Origin of the sequence: Sporosarcina sp. GW1-11 (assembly GCF_033088395.1) — a bacterium.
Classification (GTDB): Bacteria; Bacillota; Bacilli; order Bacillales_A; family Planococcaceae; genus Sporosarcina.
Window position 1 is genome coordinate 12,363 of record NZ_JAPMIW010000008.1, and the last position, 23,671, is coordinate 36,033.

Below are 23,671 nucleotides of genomic sequence, written 5' to 3' on the forward strand. Positions count from 1 at the left end.
GCTGGAGATTATTCTCCGGCTGGCTGTTTTTTTTCTGTTTTAATTTGTTTACTGCGTAATTGACCACAAGCTGCGTCAATATCCGTACCATTTTCTAGACGTACACCACAGTGGATTCCTTTACGTCGCAATACTTCATAGAATGATTTGATTGCTTCAGGTTCACTACGTTGGTATTGTCCATGTTCGTCTACCGGATTGTATGGAATCAAGTTGACATATGATAAGTGGCGTTTGTCAGCAAGTAGTCTACCGAGTTCTTCCGCTTCCTTAACATGATCATTGACGTCACGCAATAAAATATATTCAAATGTAATCCGACGATTCGTCGTTTCCAAATAATAATTGATCGAGTCCATAAGCTTTTCAATTGGAAATGCTTTGTTGATCTTCATAATTCGTGAACGTAACTCATTATTTGGCGCGTGTAAAGATACGGCCAAGTTGACTTGGAGCTTCTCATTCGCGAAATCTTTAATCTTTTCAGTTAGCCCACTCGTTGACACGGTAATATGGCGTGCACCGATACATAGACCCTTTTGATCATTAACGACATGAAGGAAATTCATCAAATGCGTATAGTTATCGAATGGTTCTCCGATTCCCATAACAACAATGTGGCTGACACGTTCGCCTTCGCCTTTGCCGTCAAGATGTTCTTGAACTTTCATAATTTGACCGACAATTTCTCCAGCAGTTAGATCACGGTTTTTACGTAATAATCCGCTTGCGCAAAAACTACAACCGATATTACAGCCAACTTGTGTCGTGACACAGACGGAGTTACCGTATGGGAACTTCATTAATACTGTCTCGATTAAATTGCCATCTGTCATTTTAAACAAGAATTTTACCGTACCGTCTTGTGAAACTTGCTTAACTTCTTGTTCAAGCGTCTGGATTGTGAAGTGGTCGTTCAGTAAGTCACGCGTTTCTTTGTTGATATTATTCATCTCATCGAAAGATAATACGCGTTTTTTATAGAGCCAGTCCCACACTTGTGTTGCCCGGAATTTTTTTTGTCCTTGTTCGATGAAGAAGTCTGACAATTGTTCAATCGTTAACCCGTATATGGATGGTTTCATTTAGATTCTAGCCTCATTTCAAAAATTGCAATTCTGTTATTATACTACAGGATTGCGTAAAAAGGAACAACTGATTCGTATTATTGATTTTGTTGTACATTTTTGTCGGTTCTGATTTTCAAATAAAATGCAAGCAAGTTCAATAATGCGAGTACAGCGAAAAAGATTCCCATTCCAGTGTGTCCTGTCGATATTCTATCATAAGCAAAATACGCCATAACTACACCGATGATGAGATCGATAATTTTTGAATTAAACAAGTCGTTTCCCCCCAATTGCTTTATCCGTAGTATAACAGAAAACACGCACCCGCGACGGAATTTTCATCCGAGACGGGTGCGTAGTATGTCAGATCTACTTATGCATTTGTAGTCGTTAGATTATGCTTTTGAATGAAATCCATCAAAACAGTTTCGAGATTTGGACTGCCGACTTCATCTAGATCATAATAAACACGCGTGCAAGGCTTGTTGATGTTGATGACACGTGATAGATCCATAGGTGTACCGATGATAACTGCATCTACATCTGCAGCATTTATCGTATCTTCAAGGTCTTTCAACTGCTGCTTACCATAGCCCATTGCCGGCAAGATATTCTCGATATGCTGATACTGGTTGAAAGTTGTGATCAAGCTACCTACAGCATATGGACGTGGGTCAACGATTTCGCTTGCACCTAAACGCTGTGCCGCGATTACGCCTGCACCCAATTTCATTTCTCCGTGCGTCAATGTCGGACCGTCTTCTACGATCAATACACGCTTACCTGCAATGATTTCAGGGTTGTCCACACTAATTTTTGATTCAGCTTTAATGATTGTGCTGTTTGGAGCTGCAAATTTAATATTGTTTTCAACTGTTTGGATTGCTTCTTCAGATGCGCTGTCGATTTTATTGATAATGGAGACATCTGTCGTACGCAAGCAAACTTCACCTGGGTAGTATTTCAATTCATGGCCAGGACGGTGTGGGTCAAGCACTGTAATCGCCAAGTCTGGCTCATAGAATGAAAAGTCGTTGTTTCCGCCATCCCAAAGGATTACGTCACAGCCGTCTGGATCATTTTCAGCAGCATTTAAGATATCCTGGTAATCAACACCCGCATAGATGATGTTTCCACGATCAACGTGTGGCTCATACTCTTCCATCTCTTCAATTGTACAATTATGTTTCTTAAAGTCTTCTACTGTCGCATAACGTTGAACACGCTGTGCAGCTAGATCGCCATATGGCATTGGGTGACGGATTGCTACTACTTTTAAGTCATGCCCAAGTAATGTTTCAATGACTTTACGTGATGTCTGACTCTTACCCGTTCCTGTTCTAACCGCACAAACAGAAATAACTGGCTTATTACTTTTAATCATTGTCGCTTTTGAACCTAGCAATGTGAAGTTTGCACCTGCTGCGTTAACAATTGCACCAATTCCCATAACTTTTTCGTAGCTAATATCGCTGTATGAAAATACACATTCATCTACTTTAAGTTCTTTGATCAACTCAGGTAATTGATCCTGAGAATAAATTGGAATACCTTCAGGATATAATTCGCCAGCTAGTTCAGCCGGATATTTACGGCCATCGATATCTGGAATTTGTGTTGCTGTAAACGCAACAACATTGTATTCTTCTTTATTACGGTAGTATGTATTAAAGTTGTGGAAATCTCGTCCTGCTGCACCAATAATGATTATATTTTTCGTTTTCATAAAGTTCATCTCTCCAATCAAGCTTCTTGTTATGATTATACAACACGATGTATAATAATGCAAATGCTTTTTAAAAAAATATTTCACAGTTTATCGGATTCTATGATACAAAGGATATTGACTTGAATTCAGTTAAAAACGTAGCAGGTACGATTTTAACTGGCAAATAGTTACTCAAAGAAGGTGTATATAAACCACCAGTTGACATAAAAAAGCCAAGTATGAGATTTACTCTCAAACTTGGCTTTATATATAATAAAACGCTACTCTATTGTTACATATAATCTTTTAATACAACAAACAGCTTCTCCATCTGTTCATCCGTACCAATTGTAATGCGTAAGTAGTCACTGATTACCTTCGTATCAAAGTGACGGACTAAAATTCCACGCTCTTTCAACTGCTCATACAGTGTCTTCGCGTCTTGGTTGATCGGCTTCGCAAATACGAAGTTCGCGTCAGAAGGTAACACATCGAATCCTAGTTGCTTCAAAGATTCAACAGTATACTCTCGCGTTCGAATGATTTTCTTCGTACTTTCCGAGAAATATGCATGATCTTCAAATGCTGCAGTTGCACCCGCCATTGCCAGACGGTCAATTGTATATGAGTTGAATGAATCTTTGATGCGCGTCAATCCGGCAATTAACTCTGGCTGCCCTAGCGCGAAGCCAACACGTAATCCAGCAAGGGAGCGAGATTTTGATGTCGTTTGAATCACTAATAAATTATCATACCGATCGATGACCTGCAAAGTCAATATACGCTTCATCAATGATCACGACTTGATCTGGATTTTGCTTTAAAATCTCTTCGATTCCGTCGAGTTCTTCGTAAATACTCGTCGGTGCATTTGGATTTGGTAAAATCACGCCGCCTTCTGAACCAAAAAATTTTTCCTTAGCGAGTGTAAAGTCCTCATTTAAAGGCACCTGTTCAAATGAAATATTGAATATTTTCGAGTAAACCGGATAAAAGCTATAGCTGATTTCTGGGAACTTTATCGTTTTTCCTGGTTCAAAAAATGCCATAAATGCAAATGCTAATACTTCATCGGAGCCATTACCGACAAAGACGTTCTCCTTAGTCAGTCCGTACGTCTCTGCAATCGCATGACGCAACGGCTCCACTGTTGGTGATGGATAACGTTGTAACGTATTGTCGGCAAGTGTTGCTTGGATAGCTTCCACTACCTTTGGGCTTGGTGGATACGGATTTTCATTGGTATTTAACTTGATGATATCTGGCTGATTCAATTGCTCGCCAGGAACATACGGTTCTGTCCGACGCGCAACTGTGCTCAGAAATCTACTCATTACGTAGCACTTCCTTTTTTGGTCTTCTTTCGCGTAATACTTGCTGGACATCTGTTAAGTCCACGTCAAGAATATTCATCAGGACAAGTGTGTGATAGACCAAATCTGCAATTTCATTGGATACTTCTTCTTTGTCTGCATTTTTCGCACCGATTACGACTTCCGTAGTCTCTTCGCCGACTTTCTTCAATACTTTGTCAATCCCTTCATTGAAGAGATATGTCGTGTAAGAACCTTTGATTGGATTTTCTTTACGGTCCGCAATTTCGTCAATCACTTCATAAATCACTTCACGTAATGACTCTTCTGTTTCTGTAACGGTAGTGAAGAAGCATGTTTTTTCACCAGTATGACAAGCCGGACCTTGAGGGGTCACTTGTATAAGCAAGGTATCTTGGTCACAGTCCAATGAAATACGCTTTACTTGCTGGCGATTGCCTGAAGTTGCGCCTTTATTCCATAGTTCTTGTCTAGAGCGGCTATAAAACCAAGTTTCGTTTGTTTCCAATGTTTTTTCAATTGCTTCTTTATTCATATATGCGAGCATGAGTACTTCACCTGTACGATCGTCTTGTACGATGGCTGGTAGAAGGCCTTTGTCATCGAATTTAAGTGTATTAATGTCTAGTGTCATATTAGTCATTCCTAACTACGATTTTTTCTTCTGCTAAGTAATTTTTCAAATCACGGATATTGATTTCATTGAAGTGGAATACGGAAGCTGCAAGTGCCGCGTCTGCTTTACCTTCAGTCAGTACCTCTTTAAAGTGTTCGGGTTTACCCGCACCGCCACTTGCGACGATTGGAATAGTAACTGCTTCTGCCATTGCACGGTTTAATGCGATATTATACCCATCCTTCACGCCGTCTTCATCGACACTATTGACGACTAGTTCGCCAGCGCCCAATGCTTCCATTTTAATCGCCCATTCAATCGCGTCAATACCAGTTGGCTCCATGCCGCCTTTTGCGTACACAGACCATTTCCCTTCGCCTTCTTGACGAACGTCCATTGACAACATGACGCGCTCAGAACCGTATTTGTCAGCTACTTCTTTGATTAAACCAGGATTTGTTATCGCTGCACTGTTGATGGAAATTTTATTACCGCCGATAGCAAATACGGTGTCTACGTCTTCTAATGTACGAATTCCACCACCAACGATGAATGGAACTGGAACCTCTTTTGCAATTTCTTCGATTAAGTCTAAGAACATACCACGATTTTTCGTAGATGCAGAAATATCATAAAACACAAGTTCATCCGCACCGTCTGCAACATACTTTTTCGCTAATGTTAGGGGATCTGCTACTTCTTGTACGTCTAGAAATTTCTTTCCTTTTACAACTTTACGGTTGTCTACATCCAAACATGGAATGATTTTTTTAGTTTTTGACATGACTGTCGTCCCCCAATAATTTTTCTAAAGATAAATTGCCTTCGTATAACGCTTTACCGATAATTGCACCATACATGTCCCTAGCAGCAAGAGTTTTGATATCCGATTCTGTTGATACACCACCTGAGGCGATAATATCAATTGAAGATGCTTCATTCATTAGCTGTAGTTCTTCAAAGTTCGGTCCTTGCAACATGCCGTCTTTCATGATGTCCGTGTAAACTACTGTTTTCACACCGATTTTTGCTAAGTCTTGCAATAGGTCCACCGCTTTAACATCACTTGTTTCAGTCCAGCCATCTGTCGCTACTAAACCATTTCGCGCATCGATTGATACAGCAATTTTGTCACCATACTTCTCAACTGCTCGTTTCAGAAATTCTGGATCTTGAATCGCTGCTGTTCCAATAATTACACGTGCTACACCGTTTTTTATATGCGAATCGACGATGTCCATGTTGCGAATTCCGCCACCCACTTGTACGGGAATAGTTACTGCTTTTGCGAGTTCGCTGAGTCGCCTGTTTTTGCCCCATCTAAATCTACCACGTGAATGTATTCGGCCCCTTGACGTTGCCACTCTTGCGCCATATCTGTTGGTGAGTCGTTATAAACGATTTCTTGAGCATAATCACCTTGAATGAGGCGCACACATTTGCCACCTCTAATATCAATTGCAGGGAATAAAATCATCAACAAGTCCTCCTAAGTAGATCATCAGTTTTATTACAAAGTACCTTTAGTGGATGGTACGCCTTTAATTTCCGGGTTAATCGTACTGGCTACACGCAACGCACGGCCGAAGCTTTTGAAGACTGATTCGATAATGTGGTGTGTATTCTTGCCGTAGTTCAAATTAATGTGTAACGTAATTTTCGCATTGCTCGTAAACGCTAGGAAAAACTCTTCAACTAGCTCCGTATCGAATTCGCCTACTTTGTCTTTCATTCCTTCGACATTGAAGACAAGGTATGATCGACCACTAATATCGATTGAAGCTGTAGACAATGCTTCGTCCATCGGTGTAGAAACAAGTGCGAAACGTTCGATACCTTCTTTTGTACCGATACATTTATTGAAAGCTTGTCCAAGAACAATACCGATATCTTCTACGGAGTGATGCTGATCTACTTCGATATCACCTTTACATTTGACTGTTAGATCGAAACGTCCGTGCTTTGCGAAAGCTGTTAACATATGGTCGAAGAATCCGACGCCAGTCTGAATATCTGTTATCCCTGTGCCATCAAGTGAAAAGTCCATTTCAATGTCCGTCTCACCTGTTTTACGTGATATTTGTTCTCTACGCATTTAGCATCCTGCCTTTCGTACTTTAATTGAATTCGCGTGACCTGTTAGTTGCTCAGCCTCCGCGAGAATAATGACGTCATTCGCTACTTCCGCAAGTGCATTTTCGGAGTAATAAATTACACTTGATTTCTTCATGAAATCGTAGACGCCTAGTGGAGATGAAAATGCGGCAGTACCGCTAGTCGGCAATGTATGATTCGGTCCCGCCATATAATCGCCAAGTGCTTCCGGAGCGTGTTGGCCGAGGAAGATTGCTCCCGCATTGCGGATTGAAGCTAAATGTTCCATCGGGTTGTCAATCATCAGCTCTAAGTGCTCTGGTGCGAGGCGATTGACGATATCGAATGCTTCTTGTAATGTATCAACGATAATAATACGACCGAATTGCTCGATTGATTGTGCCGCGATTTCTTTACGATCTAACTCCTCTAATTGGCGATCGATTTCTTTTGATAATTCCTCCGCGAACGCTTCACTCGTTGTGATGCAAACCGCTGCTGCTCGCTCATCGTGTTCTGCTTGGGACAATAAATCTGCCGCTGCATACACCGCATTCGTATTAGCGTCCGCCACGACACAAATTTCACTCGGTCCTGCAATCATATCAATCGCTACATCACCGAATACCCATTTTTTCGCACGTGCTACATATGCATTACCTGGACCTGTGATTTTGACGACTTTTCCAATTGTTTCTGTACCATATGCTAGTGCCGCAATTGCTTGTGCACCGCCTACTTTATAAATACGATCGACACCTGCTTCTTTTGCAGCAACTAGTACGTGAGGATTAATCTTGCCGTCTTTTTGTGGAGGAGTGACCATTGAGATTTGACCGACACCTGCGATTTTCGCCGGGAGCGCATTCATCAATACTGTTGAAGGATACGCTGCTTTTCCGCCTGGTACGTAGATGCCGACGCTATCAATTGGTGTGACTTTTTGACCAAGCATGATGCCTTCATTTGGATTAAGGAACCAAGATTGTTCTTTTTGCGCTTCATGATATGTAGAAATTCGTTGTTTTGCTGCGCGTAAAGCTCGGTAGAAATCTTCTGTCACAGCTTGTTCCGCTTCATTAATTTCTTCTTCACTGACGATTAATTCGTTCAGCGTCACACCATCAAAACGTGCGGTATAGTCGAGTACTGCTTTGTCACCTTGCGCACGAACGGTATCAATGATTGATAGAACTTTACGATCAAACTCCAAATCTGGTTGACTTGAATCGTCACGTCGAAGTAACTCTTCTGTAAATTCAACTCCACGAATCGTTTTCACGAGCACACCTCCAGCCCTTCCTTCATATCTTGAATAAACTGTTGAATATCTTCTGTTTTCGTAGCGTAACTCGCTTTATTAACGATTAAACGCGCACTCACGTCAGCCATTTCTTCTAGTACAACTAAACCATTTTCTTTCAATGTCGTGCCTGTTTCGACGATATCGACAATAACATCTGACATACCGATCAATGGTGCTAACTCAATCGAGCCGTTCAGCTTGATCATTTCTGTGCGAATGCCCTTCTTGTCGAAGTACTCCTTCGCTACTAGCGGGTACTTCGAAGCGACGGTTAGGAATGGAACATTATCTATCGGTGTATCCGGGAATCCCGCCACTGCCAGCTTGCATTTTCCAATTCCTAAATCAAGTAATTCATAGACATCACGCGGGTCCTCCATCATGACATCTTTACCAACGATCCCTACGTCAGCTGCACCGTTTTCTACATAAACCGGTACATCTACAGCTTTGACGAATATGAGCTTAATCTTTTTCTTATCATCATAAATAACGAGCTTGCGGCTATCATCCGTCCATTCGGAAAATCGAACGTCCGATTTGCCGAGGAATTTCATCGCTCGTTCCGCTGTACGGCCTTTCGCCATTGCGACTGTTAAATAGTCCATTCAGGTACCCCTTTCTTGCTTGTGATGCTGTCTAGTAATTGTTTGAAGTCTTCAAATTCCTTCGTTTCTTCTACATCTGCTAATAGATTTTGCTGTTCTAGCAACTGAATCGTGTACTCACTATCTTTTGCAGATGCTTGACCCCTTAACGGTTTGGATACGACACGATAGTCACGTTCTCTTAATTCATTTGCGATATCAATCGCGTATTTCATGCGACTCTCCTGATAAAATACCGTTACGTCGATGCTGTAGCGCTCTTTCAATTTTTTCTTTGCAGTAGCTTTCACTAATGAATCAATTTCACAAGCGAAACCAATCGCCGGCAATTTAACCCCAAACTCTTCGCTTAATGAATCATAACGTCCACCCATCAAAACAGGTTTACCGAAATTTTCTACATAACCTTGGAAAATGATTCCCGAGTAATAACCCATATGGTTTATTAACCCGAGGTCGATGACGATATGCTTTTTCAAGCCGTATAGCTCAACAATTTCATACGTTTTCTGTAAATAGTCAATTGCAAGCTGAACAGATTCGCTTACTTGTAAGTTTTGCAATCTGTCGAATACGACTTGTGGTGCACCGTATAGCAAAGGTAATTGCTCCAGTACTTCTTTCACTGCCGGATCAATCGGCAATTGATTGAGGAAAGGTCCGATTCCAACTATGTTCTTCGCTTGAATCAACCTCTTCAGTTCTGCCGTCTGTTCTTTAGTTAATTGCAAGTCCGCAATTAATTCTGTGAAAAACCCAGCATAACCAATTTCTATTTTCACATCCGAGAAACCAACATCACGTAATGCATGACATGCGAGCATAATTGTTTCTGCATCTGCTTGTGGAGAGCTTTCACAATAATATTCCACACCTGCTTGCGTCTTACCGATCGGTTCATTTTCTTGGAATGTCTGTCTAAATACTTCTTGGACGTAATAGTAACGCATCTCTTCTGGCAAGTTGCCATTCAACTGAACTAGTTGCTGAGTCAAAGGAATCGTCACATCTGGACGCAACACCAAAACTTCCCCCGTATAATCAATCACTTTGACCATCTCGTTTTGGTTGATTGACGTGCGCACATTTGAATACAAATCATATTGTTCAAATGCAGATGTTTTAATACGCTTATAGCCATATGTAGTGAATCGCTTGCTTAGCGTTCCTATAATTTTCTCATGTTTTTCATGTTCATTCGCTAGAATTTCAGAATACACTATTTCTTCTACCGCCTTCCGAATACTTTATCGCTTTACTACACTAAAGTTAATTCTAACTATAATCAATTATTTAGGTGTTGTCAACTGTATATAGCATGATTCATCTGCTACAATATGTTCTATAGAAAAGGAGACTTGAGACTATGTTTGATTATCACATGCACAGCGCATTTTCTGCAGACTGCGAGATTCCGATGGAAGAAATGGCTAAAGCCTCCATCGCTAAAGGACTCACTGAAATTTGCTTCACCGACCACGTAGATTATGAATACCCAGACGACACAATTCACTTCGACTTCGACAAACTCGAATACGCGAAAGAAATTCAACAACTTAATGAACAATTCAAAGGGAAACTGACGATTAAAAAAGGGATCGAAATCGGTCTCCAGCCAGACTTATTGCACCTCTACGAAGAATTGATGGACGAGCACAACTTTGATTTTGTAATCTGTTCTTTACATACGGTTGAAAACAAATCATTGCATTATCGTGAATTATTTACTGATCGTTCTGTAGATGAAGCATTCGAAACATACTATAAAGAATTGCTTTATTGTGTTCAAAATTATAAACGATACAGCGTTCTTGGTCATACCGACTTGATCAAACGATATACTGACCAACCACCTGCAAACCAATTTCATGATTATTTAGAAAAGATCTTCAATATAATTATACCAGAAGGCAAAGGCATTGAACTCAATACTTCTGGGACTCGCTACGGATTATCACATAATATGCCAAGCGAAGATATTTTACGGTTGTATAAGCAATGTGGCGGCGAAATCATCACACTTGGTTCTGATGCACATCGCACGACTGAAATCGCGCATGAGTTTAAAGAGTCACTTGAATTGTATCAATCGATCGGCTTTAATTATCTAGCCACCTTCACAGATGGCAAGCCTGAATTTCATAAAATTTCTTCTTTATAAGATAAGAAAAAGTGACGAAACATCTGTGTTTCGTCACTTTTTTACAGTTTGGCAGCGGGCTATGAACGTGGAACTATGCGCTATGTGCTCGTAGCCGTTGTCTATGAGCGAAAAATATATTCTATGAGCGCGCACCAATGAATCTATCATTTCATTTCATTTTCGAAACACCCACGTCTTAAATAAAGCTAAACGTTCCCGCACCAACACTTTCGTCTTCACTACTTCAGGCGTTTTCGCAGCGACTACGTCTGTATCCCAGCCTAGTTGCCTAGCCAAAAACCGTGCTCTCGCCAAATGAAAGTCACTACTAATAATCGTTACACCTGCTACTTCAGGTAATAACTCCTGCGCGAATTGCAGGTTTTCATACGTAGACGTCGATTGGTTTTCTAGTAGTAAACGTTCTTTCGCTAGTCCATGCGCAGTTAAATAGCGATACATAGCTTCTGCCTCACTAATATCTTCGTCAGGTCCTTGACCACCCGATAAGACTAGCTTCACATGGGGATAGCGATTCGCATAAGCTAATGCTTCGTCAAGTCGATAGCGCAAAGACAATGACGGCACTTTCCCATTTACTTTCGCTCCTAAAATCACTGCGTAATCATGGGTTCCATCTGCTTTAAATTGTTGCGCTTTCTGTATTCGCTCCCCTGGAATTATCCAGAACATCCAGGCCCCTATAGCCAATAGCAATACAACCACGGTGACTATCCCCTTTTTCATACACTCGCCTCTCTTCTTTAACAGTAAGACGGAGCTGTATGGAGATTGGTTTCAAAAACAACGAAGCTCTCTGGTCGCATTGAACTTTAATAAAAAAACAGACACATTTTTTCATAGTGTGTCTGTCTTTTTATTATTTATCGAATACCATGTGCAACCATAGCATCTGCAACTCTTAAGAAGCCAGCTACGTTCGCTCCCATAACAAGGTTACCTGGTTTACCGTATTGATCGGCTGCTGCTTTACAGTCATTATAAATATTTTGCATAACATCCTTCAAATGCATATCTACTTGTTCCGCTGTCCATGATAGACGCTGGCTGTTTTGTGACATTTCCATAGCGGATACGGCAACACCGCCAGCATTCGCTGCTTTTGCTGGGGCAAATAAAATATTATGCTGTTGAAAAATTTCAATTGCTTCAATCGTACAAGGCATATTCGCACCTTCACCAACCGCTTTTACCCCATTTGCAATTAGCATATGTGCAGCGATTTCGTCGATTTCATTTTGCGTCGCACACGGAAGCGCGATATCACAAGGAATTGACCAAATCGCACTGCAATCTGCATGGTATTCTGCGTGAAGATGTTCTTTCGTATATTCCCAAATTCTTTTATTGCCATATTCCTTCAACTCTTTAATAAGCTCAAGATCAATTCCATTTTTGTCATATATATATCCGTCTGAATCACTGCATGCAACGACTTTTGCGCCAAGTTGCATCGCTTTTTCCATCGCATACGTAGAAACATTACCTGAACCTGAGACGATGATTGTTTGACCTTCAAGTGACAGATTGTTCTCTTTGAGCATTTCATCTACGAAATAGACTGTTCCGTAACCCGTTGCTTCTTTACGCCCTAAGCTACCACCATGATCAGGATTTTTCCCGGTAAGGATTCCAGCCTCATAACCGCCTTTAATACGATTATATTGACCAAATAGATAACCAATTTCACGTTTACCAACACCGATGTCACCTGCCGGCACGTCGATATCAGGTCCGATATGTCTACTCAATTCTGTCATGAAGCTTTGCGTAAAGCGCATGATTTCACGATCCGATTTACCTTTAGGGTCAAAATCTGATCCACCTTTACCTGCACCAATTGGTTGACCAGTCAACGCGTTTTTGAAGATTTGTTCGAAAGCCAAAAACTTCATAATACTATTATTTACAGATGGATGAAAACGCAGTCCACCCTTATAAGGTCCAAGATCGCTATTAAACTGAACACGGTATCCTCTGTTTACATGTACTTTTCCTTGATCATCTTCCCACGCTACGCGGAATGAGATGATTCGTTCAGGTTCAGTAATCCGCTCAAGAATTCCATTATAGATAAATTCAGGATGCTTAGCAAAGACAGGACGAAGGGAATCAAAGATTTCTCTCGTTGCCTGTAAAAATTCCTTTTCATCCGGATTCCGTTTCTTGACTAACTCATATACTTCATGAACATAATCATTTGCTCTTTTACGATTATTAAAGTCAACCTCATCAATCTTTTTCATGTGCGACCATCCCTTTCCTTGTTGTTAGTTAAAAACTGACGACCGACGAGTCGCTCACTTTACTCCGTAGAAGTTATCCCGAAAGCCACATTTATCCCGGAATCCCACCTTATCAAAGGGAAGAACACTACCGAGAAAATTGTATTTTTATTGTTCGGAAAGTTACTGTGTATTTCAATATTATTACCGAAAACATAGAAAGTTACAAGATTTTTTTATAACTTTTACAGAATGCTTTAACTTTTGTGTCAATTTTATGTATTTACAACGACTTTTCACTTTACAATCGTCTGAATATATTGTATTATTAATCTATTCAATCAATCTATGTGAAGCTAGCCATTAATGGGTATTCGCTAGAGGGTGAGAAACTATACGAAAAGAAAGAGGCGAAGCACCATGACAAAGAAAACCAGTACATTCCGTTCTATTTTAGGAGCTAATCTACTACTCATCATGACATTTGCTTTCCTACCTGCTTTACTCGTAAATCCAGATATGGATTTCTTCCAAAATGCTATAAAAGTACTAACAAGCGAATAAAAGATCTAGCAAACGAGCCTTTCCTTTATTGTGGAAAGGCTCTATTTATTTATCTTTTTCTTATTCTAAATCGATCTTCTAGCAACAACCAATTTTGTGGAAAAGCTAAACCTAGCTTCCAATACATAATCCCACGTAATTTAAATTCCTTCAGCAAGTCAAATTTCGCATGAATACTTCTAGCATCTTCAAACCACACTTCATGTTCTGTTCCTTGTGCATCATAATACGTAAAATGTGGTGCTTGAGCGACTGCATCATATTCAATAGCAACGCGTTCTTTAATTGCTAAATTAGTTGCCATTCTTGGACTTAATGCGGTAGCTGGCATACTATCTTCTTGACCAAATGGCGCGGACCAATCATAACCATATAAATTCTGTCCTAGAAAAATCTTCTCTCGTGGAATTTGACTGATCGCATATTCTACAACCTTCCTAACGGGACCAATTGGACTGACAGCTTGCGGTGCACTATACGTATATCCCCATTCATACGTCATTAATACGACGAAATCAGTAATTTCCCCATGAACTTTATAGTCATGCGCACCATAAATTCCGGTCTTTACTTCCCCCGCTTTTGGTGCAAGTGCAGTTGAAAGCGTCAATCCCGCTTGATGGATTTGATCTCGCGCATTTCGCAATAATTGATTATATAATTCTCGATCTTCTGGGAATAATAATTCAAAGTCAAAATGAATATCTCCATAGCCTATTTTTTTCGCTTCAGCAATTGCTTGTTGAATCATTCGATTTTGCGCTGCTTGATCTGTAAAAATCACATGTGCTAGTTCTGCACTAAATCCGTAGTTCTCTAAGTTTGTGAGCACTATCATATTGATGACGCCTGCATTTTTAGCAGTCGTTGGCATGTTTGCAATATTCGGTTCTTTTAGGGAACCATCACGCTGTACTTCATAGCTAAACATCGCTAAATAGGTTAGCTGTTTTACGCGTCTTCTTACTTCCGCCAGCATTTCAGGACTTACTGGATTACGTGGTTCCACGTATAATAATGAATCGATTGGTGTTTTCGGTTGTTCAGGAATATAAAGGCGTTGTCCTACTTGCAATACGGCTATTGGGTTAATTCCATTGATTTGCGCAAGACGCTCAAAGGATAAGCCATGCGTTTGCGCTATTTTATATAAGCTATCTCCAGGTCGCACCCAATAATATGTACCGATAATAGGAATTACTAACGCTTGTCCTACAACCAACTGGTCGCTATCTAATTCATTCGCTAAGATGATTTGTTGATACGGCACGCCATAGATTTGTCCTATTTCAAATAGACTCTGTCCTTGTTGCACTACATGTATTTGCATAGTACTTCACTACCTTTCCCGTGTTCTTTTACCAAAGTATGATTGAGCGTAATGAAGTATGCATAAAACCTGTATACCTCCACATACTACAACTGATGGAAATGACTAGTTGAAGGAGGAAATATATTTGACCAATCAGTTTGAAACATCACAACACTTGCAAGGTGGTATGGTGCCACCATCGTTGAACCACGGTGGACATGAGCTTTTTGATATGCATGAAGTACTTGGCGCTGCGGTAGGTGCATTGAACCAATCGATGATCTTGCGTCCTCACGTACAAGATCCAGAGCTATTAGATATTTTGGATCGACAGTACCGATTTATGCTGGATGAATATAACATCACCGTTGAATGCTTTAAAACAGGAAAAAACCCTTCTCACCCGACACAGCGCTATCAAATGAAAGCAGGCAACGACTTTATTTATGGTATGAAAGAAAAACCTCCAACGAAGCCGATTCAATCGACTGGTGAAATTACAGACGAAATCATTTCCGGCTTTTTACTTGGTGCCGCGAAAGAAGGCTCCACTGGAAAAGCAGCTGCAGCGTTAGAAGTATGTAACCCTGTTGTTCGTCGTGTGCTCGCAGATTCCATACCAAACTGCATCGAAATGGCTTATGAGTTAGCGATTTATCAAAATAAACACCAGTATTACCAAATGCCACAATTAAAAGAACATGACATGAATTTGTTGCTTCAATCATTCGCACCTGTAGGACAACCAGGCATGCCTAATCCTCTTCAATAAGTCAGCAGGACGAGCAGATGGAGAACTTTCCCGTCTGCTCTTTTGCTTTTCACTTCATTATATTTGTATACTGTAGGTATGAATAGAAATGAAGGAGTGTTTATATGAAAGTTGCCATTTTCGACTTTGACGGGACATTGTATACGAAAGAAACCTTTTCATTATTGATGGATCAATTAAAGAACCATCCAATCTACAAGCGTTACTACGGAAAGTTTTATCGTTCGATCTTACCGCTTTATATAAGATACAAACTAAAAATATTGCCGGAAGCCGAAATGAAAGAACGTTCTATGAAACTATACTTACAAGCACTTTCCTCACTGACTACTTCACAACTACAAACCTATTTCGAAGACATGCGCGGTGAAATGTCACGCGATTTCAATGAAAAAGTCATCTATCGATTAGACGAGCACCGTGCAGCAGGTTATCGTGTATTATTAGTTTCTGGAGCTTATACACCATTTTTGAAAGCAGTCACCCCTCACTTATCCTTTGACCACGTCATCGGTACAGATATTCCATCACAAGGCGAGAAAATTGCAATGGATTTGCCGTTTATACATATTCAAGGACAACGTAAAAATGAACAAGTTGAGAAAGCATTACAAGGCGAAACAATCGATTGGGCTAACAGCTATGCATATGGAGACAGCATCGCTGACTTGCCCGTTTTAGAAAAAGTCGGAAACCCAGTCGCCGTTAGACCCGATGCAAAACTAACAGCTATAGCGAACGAACGAAAATGGGAGATTCTATAAAATAACCCCATACGAAACTTAGCTTGTGCTTAAATCCTTTACGTAGACTATAAGAAATTAGAGAATTAGAAAAAACAAAGAACTCTGAATAAACTTCAGAGTTCTTTGTTTTATATTTTCTTTAATGCATTCACATATAAACTACCATCTGTCTGAATTTCTGCGTAGAGAACATGCTCCGGCTTACCAATGCCTTGTTGCTCCAATTGTTGAGTCAACCATACATCCGTCAAGTTCAATTCGCGCATATTTTTCTCCTCTACTTTGCCATCCGTAATAATCTCAGTCGGAATATACTTTGGCATCGTAGTAGAACCTTTGACGTCTTTCTTTGTTGCTGGTTGTTCCGAAGGCTTTAGCATCACACTTAAGTTCCCATTCGTTTCGAAAATCGCATAATTGACATCCTTCATAGAGAATACAGATTGTTCTCGTAACATCATATTCAATTCATTGAAATTCAGACGTAATTTCCGTAACGAACCTTCGATAATTTTACCATTTTGAATGACAATCATCGGTTTATCATCTAGAGCAACACGTATTTTCACTGATTTGAATGATAAAAAATTGGCTAAAATCGTCAATAACGCCCATAAAATCATACCGTACATGCCATTAAGAAAAGGGGTTTCTGACTCCCCTGCTAAGTTCGCTGCAATAGAACCAATCGTTATACCAGTTACATAGTGAAAGAAGGTCAGTTGAGAAACTTGTTTTTTCCCCATGAAACGAGCCAAAATCATTAATACGATAAAAGAAAGTACCGTTCGTAATGTCATCTCCCAAAAAGCTAATTCCCAGAACTCATCTATGTTCACAACATGCACCTCCATTGCTTGGAGTATGTGTGAAAGTAGATGATATTATACGTTAAGTAGCCTATTCGAATCCAATCGCTTTTAATTCCAGACGTACGGTGTTTCTTGGTAAACGTAGTAGTTTAGCCAGTTAGAGAATAGCAGATGAGTATGCGAACGCCATGTATTCTTTGGATCTTTAGTTGGGTCATCGTTAGGAAAATAATTTACTGGCACATCGATATCCATTCCCTTTTGGACATCACGGGCATATTCTTCCGCTAATGTACAAGCATCATACTCTAGATGCCCGGTAACCATAATATGCTTTTCATCATTAGATATAATGATGAAAGCTCCTGCATCTTCAGAAGTAGAAAGCAGCGTTAACTCGGGATGGTTTTGAATTTCTTCAATGGGAACGGATGTATGACGAGAATGCGGAGCAACAAACTCATCATTAAATCCTCTTGCTAAGTTAACCGTCGGATCCGTAATATTGTGTACGAATATTCCTGAACACTTCTTCTCTAACTCAAACTTATCAATACCATAGTGATGATAAAGTGCTGCCTGCGCACCCCAACAAATATGAAGTACCGAAGTTACGTTCGTTTTCGTCCACTCCAAAATTTGCACAAACTCTTTCCAATACACTACATCTTCAAATGGCATAAGCTCAATGGGTGCGCCCGTGATAATCATACCGTCAAAACGACGATCTTTGACGTGTTCGAATGTAGTATAAAATGTTTCTAAATGTGTTTGACTAACATTTTTTGAAACATACGTCGCTGTATTTAAAAACGTTACATTCACTTGTAATGGTGTATTCCCCAGCAAACGCAATAATTGAAGTTCCGTTTTCTCTTTTTCAGGCATTAAGTTCAAGATCAATATGTTCAATGGACGAATATCTTGCGCAATTGCCCTTTCTTCATCCATAACGAAAATCTTTTCTTCTTTAAGTAATTCTCCTGCTGGTAATTTTTTAGGTATGTTAATCGGCATTTGTTTTCCCCCTTATTTTTCATGTATCTATTTTTTACAATAAAAATACCCCTTCTCTTGTAGATAAGAAAATGAGGGTATCCGCACACCATTCTTATCTCTCAAGAATAAAATCTTGTTGGAGGTAGCACCTTCCTGTTTACACAGAGGTTGCTGAAGCGTCATCAGGCCAATTCCCTTAGCTTCTCTTGATAAGTAATTATGAAGTTATTTTTCCAATACAAATTCAAAAATTGATTTACTAAGTATTATAACATTAATAAACAAATTGTATAGCGCAATTTTCAAATAGTTCGGTAGATTAACATCTTGCAAATTGTAGATCGTTAAAATTTGTGTATAATAGGAATTAACAACTACTTTTTTCAAGGAGGGCACCATGAAATCTTTAGGGATTGTTCGAAAAGTTGACCACCTCGGTAGAATTGTTATTCCGAAAGAGCTTAGAAAATCTTTGCTGATAGACAAAGGGGATCCGATTGAAATATTCGCTGAAGACGATCGAATTATTTTAAGAAAGTATCAAGCAAGCAGAGTCTGTTTCATTACTGGTGAAGTTTTAGATGAGAATAAACAATTATCAAATGGCTTATTCATTAGCCCTGAAGGTGCAAAGATTCTTTTGAAAGAACTAGAAAGTTTTTCATAATATAAAAGCCATCTCAATAGAGATGGCTTTTTGATTGAAACATTCATAGACTGTTGATGAACTCTTCTATTTCTTCTTTTGTTTTTCGATTCTTACTAACGAATCGCCCAGTTTCATTCCCTTCACTAAATGCAATGAAGCTAGGGATTCCAAAAATATCGAGTTGACTACATAAATCAATAAAGTCGTCACGATCGACAGAAATAAATTCATGCTCAGCAAATTCCACTTCCAATGTCGGTAGGAAAGGTTCAATTACTCTGCAATCGGGACACCAATCTGCCGTGAATAAGAATATGACGCGTTCTTCCTTTTTCAGTTGCTCAAATTGCTCTACGGATTCCAACTTCTTCATGTCCAAAACTCCTTTATATGAATAGTAAGGTTCTACTATAGCATTGATTTCACCTTTTCTTCTCTTCTGACGACTTACGCTATTTACCCTAGTCGCGTTTTAAATGTTAGTATTTCCATCATTTCATCACCCAAACACGAACGTTCACAATAAATTCACTATTTTACGTTCGTATTTGATAGTTTTTCATTTTTTGCAGAAAAGTAATTGACAATAACTTTGGACATGTTATGATTAGTTCTAAATTTAATACATGCAAAACAATTTTGACGAAGACATACCTACCTTTAAAAAGAATTTCTTAGAGAGCTGATGATGTGGTGAGAATCAGTAAATTCTTAGGCTGGTGGCACTTCTGAATTGATTGGCTGAATTTTTAGTAGGCCAATTCGTCACATGCACGTTACGCATGCTGAATGAAGGCTGCTTTGGCAGCAAAACAAGGGTGGTACCGCGTTAGTTTATCGAGCTTTTCGCCCCTTACGTAGTATGTAAGGGGTGGAAGGCTTTTTTATTTTACATAAAAAGGGGGTTTCGCAAACTTACATAAACGCTTGATTGCGTGCAATTTAATCAATAAAAATCCAATACAAACAATCGAAGGAGAGAATGATTAACATGGCTTTTAAAGTACTAATTAGTGACCCACTTAGCGAAGACGGTATTTTCCCATTACGACAAGCAGAAGGTTTTGAAATTGTAATTGACACAGACTTATCACCAGACCAGTTGAAGGATCGCATCAAAGGTTTCGACGCACTTCTTGTACGTAGTCAAACAACCGTTACAAAAGAATTGTTGGAGTCAGCTGATCAATTGAAAATCATTGGTCGTGCAGGTGTAGGTGTCGACAATATCGACCTAGATGCTGCGACTGAAAAAGGAATTATCGTTGTAAATGCTCCTGACGGCAACACAAACTCAGCTGCTGAACATACAATCGCTATGATGATGGCAATGGCACGCAAAATTCCACAGGCATTTAACTCGTTGAAGAACAGCAAATGGGACAGAAAGTCGTTCCTTGGTGTGGAATTAAAAAATAAAACACTAGGAATTATCGGACTTGGGCGTATTGGTGCTGAAGTGGCAAGACGCGCAAAAGGACAGCGTATGAACGTAATTGCATATGATCCATTCCTGACAGAAGATATCGCGAAAAAATTAGGTATTGAAATCGGAACAGTTGACGAAGTACTAGTAGCTGCGGATTTCATCACGGTTCACACACCATTACTAAAAGAAACACGTAGAATGATTAACAAAGAAGCATTCGCGAAAATGAAAACTGGCGTACAAATTATCAACTGTGCACGCGGTGGAATCATCGATGAAGATGCTCTATACGATGCAATCATTGAAGGCAAAGTAGCAGGAGCAGCACTTGACGTATTTGAAGAAGAACCATTCTTGGATCACAAATTATTGACGTTACCAGAAGTCATTGCTACACCTCACCTAGGCGCAAGCACGTTCGAAGCACAGGAATCTGTTGCCGTGGACGTTAGCCGTGACGTAGTCAACTTCTTAACGATTGGATCTGTACGTAACCCAGTAAACTTACCATCTGTTTCTCGTGACGTTTTGGCGAAAATCGAGCCATTCTTCGATCTAACAGAAAAACTAGGTATGTTCTTATCACAAATCCAAAACTCTGTTATTAACGAGATCAACATTCAATATGCGGGTGAACTAGCTAACTACGACGTACGCGCACTGACACGTAATACAGTAAAAGGACTTCTAAAACGCAACCTTGGTGAAACTGTCAACGACGTAAACGCGAAGCTATTAGCTGAACGTTACGGCATCAAGATAAACGAGCAGAAGACGACTACTGGTAAAGGTTTCTCTAACTTGATCACAGTAGAAATCATAACAAATAAAGGCATTCGAAAAGTAGCAGGTACACTTCTAAACGGTCTTGGACCACGTATTGTAAAAGTTGACGATTATATTGTTGATGCAATCCCAAGCGGTCACTTGCTATTCATTCGCCATATTGACCAACCTGGTGCAATCGGTCGTGTAGGCACATTGCTCGCTGAAGAGAATATCAACATTGCAGCGATGCAAGTAGGACGTTCTGCTGAAGGTGGCGGCGCGATCATGATGTTAACGGTCGATCACCACGTAGAATCTAGTTCCATTAAACGCATTAAAGAAGTTCAAAACATTCACGATGCAAAAGCAATCGACCTATAAGAACGTGAAAACTCAGCTGATATGCGTATCAGCTGAGTTTTTTATGTTCGACTAACAAAGAAGTCGAAGCCCATGGCGGTAAGGATGCCAAATACTAGGCACCAAAGTGCGATGCTAATGGCAGACCAAACCGCAGTAGTCATTTTATTCGCACCGAAGACAAGCCCAATAAAAGCTGCAATATGTGTACCGATAAGGATCGGACCTGCAAGCGCCAACACAGGTAAGCCATATGTATTCATTATTTTTTCTCCCTGTCGCCGGCGTTTTGACTCCCTTTTTCCTTTTTTCTTATTCCTCCGTTCAATCCAATCTTGGATTTGCTGAAAGCCGAGGATTAGTAGTAGGACGGTTGCCATATTTCCTGCAAATGAAAGGATTACAACCCATACAGGTGACAAGCCTCGTATGATACCTAGAGGGATGACAAGCATGATTTCTATCCATGGTATAGCTGCGCCTAAAAAAACAAAAACGTATTCTAGCATGATGAACCTCCTCGATGTAGTTTCTGCTAGAACAAGTATAGCAGAATAGGAAAACCGATGAGGAAGGAATCCTCATCGGTTTTCTAAATTAGCTATTATAGGAAATATCTCATTTAAATTTGTTATTTCATATGTTGGTTTTACTTCATCACTTGGCGCTTTGTTTTCGCGATTAATCCAAACGTTTTTCATGCCTACACGATTAGAACCCAAAATATCCGTCATCAAATTATCACCAATCATCAACGCTTCATCCGCTTGAATGCCACATGTATCAAGTACATGTTGGAAAATAGAAGCATCAGGTTTCCCCTTACCAAATGCACCTGAAACAATAATATGTTCAAAATACGGTGGGATTTCTGGTGAAATTGTTAACTTAATTTTTTGTAGACTAGGTGAACCATTTGTCAGTAACACTAGCTGATAATTGTCTTTTAAACGATCAAGCACTTCATATGTTTCTTCATATATAAAGGGATGATTTTTACGCTCTCTAGGGAACTTTTCCGCTAGTTCTCTACCGAACGCTTCATCATCGATTCCAAGTGACTTTAATCCTCTAATCCACGCTTCTCTTTGGTATCCTGGAATAATTTCCTTCATCTTCTGAAATTCTTCGCCTTCATCGTCGAAGACGCCCCATAGTCCTTCAAAAGGGTTAATACCGATGTTTTGCGTGTGCGAGAACGTTTCGTACGTTGCATATAGTTTTCTCGCTTCTTGACGTACCGCATGTTCTAATTCCGCTGGGTTTACTCCCATTTTTTTAGTTGCATACTCACACGTTTTTTGAAATGCCATCGCAATACTTTTCGCATCCCAAATTAACGTGTCATCCAAATCGAAAATCAATGTTTTAATCATAACGCCATCCCCTTCATTTTCGTAATTTCATAGTTACATCCAATTTCTATTATACACTTGAATCCGCTAATTTGTTAGGTAGCTTGCTACTGTTTATAGGCCTTAATTCCTCTTTCATTATTTTATGCATATTTCAAAACAAGTAAGGGAAACTATCAAATAGGAGGTGAGCTGAATTTGGCACAACATTATTTTATTGGCATCTCCATCGCCCACAACGTTGTTGATATTGCTGAACATTTTCGAATGAAGTATCAATTAAAGGAAAAATACAAAGTCATTCCACATGCTCATGATTTGCACTTGACCCTACGGTATATTGGAGAATTAAATGAAGACGAAAAAAACTCACTCGAATATACTTTGAGAAAAATTGCACAAGACCACAATTGTTTCACTACGTCAGTTACGGGTTTATCATTTTTCGGATCACCTACAGGACCGCGCGTCATTTATCTCTCGGTTGATCCAGTAGCAGCGCTATGTAACTTACAAAGACATGTCGCTAGACGCACGGAAAAAACACTTGGATTAGAACGTGAAAATCGTTTCGTCCCTCATATTACAATTGCTAAAAAGCGAAAAGTGTTAGACAAAATGCAACTAGCTCGAGAAGAAATTTCTCCCGTTCCTCTAGCGATTGAAGGTTTCACATTGTTTGCGATTCATCCAGAGATTAGCCCGTCCTACACATCCGTTACTTATTTCCCATTAAAAAAGAGCTGATTATATGCAATCAGCTCTTTTACTTAGTCATTC

General features: G+C 39.8%; 24 protein-coding genes, 2 pseudogenes, 1 riboswitch and 1 other annotated feature. Of the genes and pseudogenes, 7 read left to right on the plus strand and 19 right to left on the minus strand.

The genetic code is table 11. From position 1 onward, the window contains the following. Positions 1 to 8 precede the first annotated feature (8 nt). From rlmN to hisZ, 11 genes and pseudogenes are all read right to left on the minus strand, one after another. Positions 9 to 1,085, minus strand: coding sequence for a dual-specificity RNA methyltransferase RlmN (rlmN, locus tag ORD22_RS06880; RefSeq protein ID WP_317645195.1), 1,077 nt, complete (start codon positions 1,083 to 1,085; stop codon positions 9 to 11). An 80-nt stretch (positions 1,086 to 1,165) separates the two neighbouring features. Next, on the minus strand, positions 1,166 to 1,345 hold the full coding sequence (locus tag ORD22_RS06885) for a hypothetical protein (protein ID WP_317645196.1): 180 nt from the start codon (positions 1,343 to 1,345) through the stop codon (positions 1,166 to 1,168). A 98-nt stretch (positions 1,346 to 1,443) separates the two neighbouring features. Then, entirely contained in the window at positions 1,444 to 2,796 is a 1,353-nt protein-coding gene (locus tag ORD22_RS06890; protein ID WP_317645197.1) for a cyclic 2,3-diphosphoglycerate synthase, read from the minus strand. A 274-nt stretch (positions 2,797 to 3,070) separates the two neighbouring features. Continuing rightward, a pseudogene (hisC, locus tag ORD22_RS06895) lies at positions 3,071 to 4,112 on the minus strand (histidinol-phosphate transaminase). Beyond that, positions 4,105 to 4,755: a bifunctional phosphoribosyl-AMP cyclohydrolase/phosphoribosyl-ATP diphosphatase HisIE gene (hisIE, locus tag ORD22_RS06900; protein ID WP_317645198.1), complete on the minus strand. Its 651-nt coding sequence runs from the start codon at positions 4,753 to 4,755 to the stop codon at positions 4,105 to 4,107. The pseudogene hisC and the gene hisIE overlap by 8 nt, the downstream one beginning before the upstream one ends. Then, positions 4,748 to 5,512 (minus strand): imidazole glycerol phosphate synthase subunit HisF, encoded by a 765-nt coding sequence (gene hisF, locus ORD22_RS06905; protein WP_317645199.1) that lies wholly within the window; start codon positions 5,510 to 5,512, stop codon positions 4,748 to 4,750. Before hisF ends, hisIE begins: the two co-directional genes overlap by 8 nt. Continuing rightward, positions 5,499 to 6,205, minus strand: a pseudogene (hisA, locus tag ORD22_RS06910) (1-(5-phosphoribosyl)-5-[(5-phosphoribosylamino)methylideneamino]imidazole-4-carboxamide isomerase). Before hisA ends, hisF begins: the two are co-directional and overlap by 14 nt. 33 nt (positions 6,206 to 6,238) lie before the next feature. After that, positions 6,239 to 6,823: an imidazoleglycerol-phosphate dehydratase HisB gene (gene hisB, locus ORD22_RS06915; protein WP_317645200.1), complete on the minus strand. Its 585-nt coding sequence runs from the start codon at positions 6,821 to 6,823 to the stop codon at positions 6,239 to 6,241. Then, positions 6,824 to 8,104 (minus strand): histidinol dehydrogenase, encoded by a 1,281-nt coding sequence (gene hisD, locus ORD22_RS06920; protein WP_317645201.1) that lies wholly within the window; start codon positions 8,102 to 8,104, stop codon positions 6,824 to 6,826. Beyond that, positions 8,101 to 8,736 (minus strand): ATP phosphoribosyltransferase, encoded by a 636-nt coding sequence (gene hisG, locus ORD22_RS06925; RefSeq protein WP_317645202.1) that lies wholly within the window; start codon positions 8,734 to 8,736, stop codon positions 8,101 to 8,103. Before hisG ends, hisD begins: the two co-directional genes overlap by 4 nt. Next, a complete protein-coding gene (hisZ, locus tag ORD22_RS06930; RefSeq protein ID WP_317645203.1) occupies positions 8,724 to 9,956 on the minus strand; it encodes an ATP phosphoribosyltransferase regulatory subunit in 1,233 nt (410 codons plus the stop codon). Before hisZ ends, hisG begins: the two co-directional genes overlap by 13 nt. A 146-nt stretch (positions 9,957 to 10,102) precedes the next feature. Here hisZ and ORD22_RS06935 point away from each other — a divergent pair, with 146 nt between their 5' ends. After that, positions 10,103 to 10,897, plus strand: a complete 795-nt coding sequence (locus ORD22_RS06935; protein WP_317645204.1) for a histidinol-phosphatase HisJ family protein — start codon at positions 10,103 to 10,105, stop codon at positions 10,895 to 10,897. A 156-nt stretch (positions 10,898 to 11,053) separates the two neighbouring features. Here the strand turns inward: ORD22_RS06935 and ORD22_RS06940 are convergent, their stop codons facing one another. Together ORD22_RS06940 and gdhA are read right to left on the minus strand one after the other, a co-directional pair. Then, positions 11,054 to 11,626, minus strand: coding sequence for a YdcF family protein (locus ORD22_RS06940; protein ID WP_317645205.1), 573 nt, complete (start codon positions 11,624 to 11,626; stop codon positions 11,054 to 11,056). A 137-nt stretch (positions 11,627 to 11,763) separates the two neighbouring features. Next, on the minus strand, positions 11,764 to 13,146 hold the full coding sequence (gdhA, locus tag ORD22_RS06945) for an NADP-specific glutamate dehydrogenase (protein ID WP_317645206.1): 1,383 nt from the start codon (positions 13,144 to 13,146) through the stop codon (positions 11,764 to 11,766). Between the two features lie 399 nt (positions 13,147 to 13,545). Between gdhA and ORD22_RS06950 the strand changes: the two genes are divergently transcribed. Then, positions 13,546 to 13,689: a hypothetical protein gene (locus ORD22_RS06950; protein WP_317645207.1), complete on the plus strand. Its 144-nt coding sequence runs from the start codon at positions 13,546 to 13,548 to the stop codon at positions 13,687 to 13,689. Positions 13,690 to 13,738: 49 nt separating this feature from the next. On the opposite strand, the gene ORD22_RS06955 is transcribed toward ORD22_RS06950, so the two are convergent. Next, positions 13,739 to 15,019, minus strand: coding sequence for a LysM peptidoglycan-binding domain-containing protein (locus ORD22_RS06955; protein WP_317645208.1), 1,281 nt, complete (start codon positions 15,017 to 15,019; stop codon positions 13,739 to 13,741). Between the two features lie 121 nt (positions 15,020 to 15,140). Between ORD22_RS06955 and ORD22_RS06960 the strand changes: the two genes are divergently transcribed. Together ORD22_RS06960 and ORD22_RS06965 are read left to right on the plus strand one after the other, a co-directional pair. Then, positions 15,141 to 15,773, plus strand: a complete 633-nt coding sequence (locus ORD22_RS06960; RefSeq protein ID WP_411567630.1) for a spore coat protein — start codon at positions 15,141 to 15,143, stop codon at positions 15,771 to 15,773. 104 nt (positions 15,774 to 15,877) lie between these two features. Then, a complete protein-coding gene (locus ORD22_RS06965) occupies positions 15,878 to 16,537 on the plus strand; it encodes an HAD family hydrolase (protein WP_317645209.1) in 660 nt (219 codons plus the stop codon). A gap of 110 nt (positions 16,538 to 16,647) precedes the next feature. Here the strand turns inward: ORD22_RS06965 and ORD22_RS06970 are convergent, their stop codons facing one another. Beyond that, positions 16,648 to 17,352: a YetF domain-containing protein gene (locus ORD22_RS06970; RefSeq protein WP_411567631.1), complete on the minus strand. Its 705-nt coding sequence runs from the start codon at positions 17,350 to 17,352 to the stop codon at positions 16,648 to 16,650. Between the two features lie 87 nt (positions 17,353 to 17,439). Then, entirely contained in the window at positions 17,440 to 18,348 is a 909-nt protein-coding gene (gene metA, locus ORD22_RS06975; protein WP_317645211.1) for a homoserine O-acetyltransferase MetA, read from the minus strand. Positions 18,349 to 18,439: 91 nt separating this feature from the next. Continuing rightward, positions 18,440 to 18,546, minus strand: a riboswitch (SAM riboswitch). 181 nt (positions 18,547 to 18,727) lie between these two features. Here metA and ORD22_RS06980 point away from each other — a divergent pair. Then, positions 18,728 to 18,997, plus strand: coding sequence for an AbrB/MazE/SpoVT family DNA-binding domain-containing protein (locus tag ORD22_RS06980; protein WP_317645212.1), 270 nt, complete (start codon positions 18,728 to 18,730; stop codon positions 18,995 to 18,997). Positions 18,998 to 19,040: 43 nt separating this feature from the next. Here ORD22_RS06980 and ORD22_RS06985 read toward each other — a convergent pair whose 3' ends face one another. After that, on the minus strand, positions 19,041 to 19,352 hold the full coding sequence (locus tag ORD22_RS06985; RefSeq protein WP_317645213.1) for a thioredoxin family protein: 312 nt from the start codon (positions 19,350 to 19,352) through the stop codon (positions 19,041 to 19,043). Positions 19,353 to 19,609: 257 nt separating this feature from the next. Beyond that, positions 19,610 to 19,836 (plus strand) — a binding site (T-box leader). A gap of 134 nt (positions 19,837 to 19,970) precedes the next feature. On the opposite strand from ORD22_RS06985, the gene serA reads away from it, so the two are divergent. Further along, positions 19,971 to 21,557: a phosphoglycerate dehydrogenase gene (gene serA / locus ORD22_RS06990; protein WP_317645214.1), complete on the plus strand. Its 1,587-nt coding sequence runs from the start codon at positions 19,971 to 19,973 to the stop codon at positions 21,555 to 21,557. A gap of 41 nt (positions 21,558 to 21,598) precedes the next feature. Here serA and ORD22_RS06995 read toward each other — a convergent pair whose 3' ends face one another. Both ORD22_RS06995 and ORD22_RS07000 read right to left on the minus strand, forming a co-directional pair. Next, on the minus strand, positions 21,599 to 22,045 hold the full coding sequence (locus ORD22_RS06995; RefSeq protein ID WP_317645215.1) for a small multi-drug export protein: 447 nt from the start codon (positions 22,043 to 22,045) through the stop codon (positions 21,599 to 21,601). 72 nt (positions 22,046 to 22,117) lie between these two features. Then, a complete protein-coding gene (locus ORD22_RS07000; protein ID WP_317645216.1) occupies positions 22,118 to 22,912 on the minus strand; it encodes an HAD family hydrolase in 795 nt (264 codons plus the stop codon). A 177-nt stretch (positions 22,913 to 23,089) separates the two neighbouring features. Between ORD22_RS07000 and thpR the strand changes: the two genes are divergently transcribed. Beyond that, positions 23,090 to 23,638: an RNA 2',3'-cyclic phosphodiesterase gene (gene thpR, locus ORD22_RS07005; RefSeq protein WP_317645217.1), complete on the plus strand. Its 549-nt coding sequence runs from the start codon at positions 23,090 to 23,092 to the stop codon at positions 23,636 to 23,638. Positions 23,639 to 23,671 lie beyond the last annotated feature (33 nt).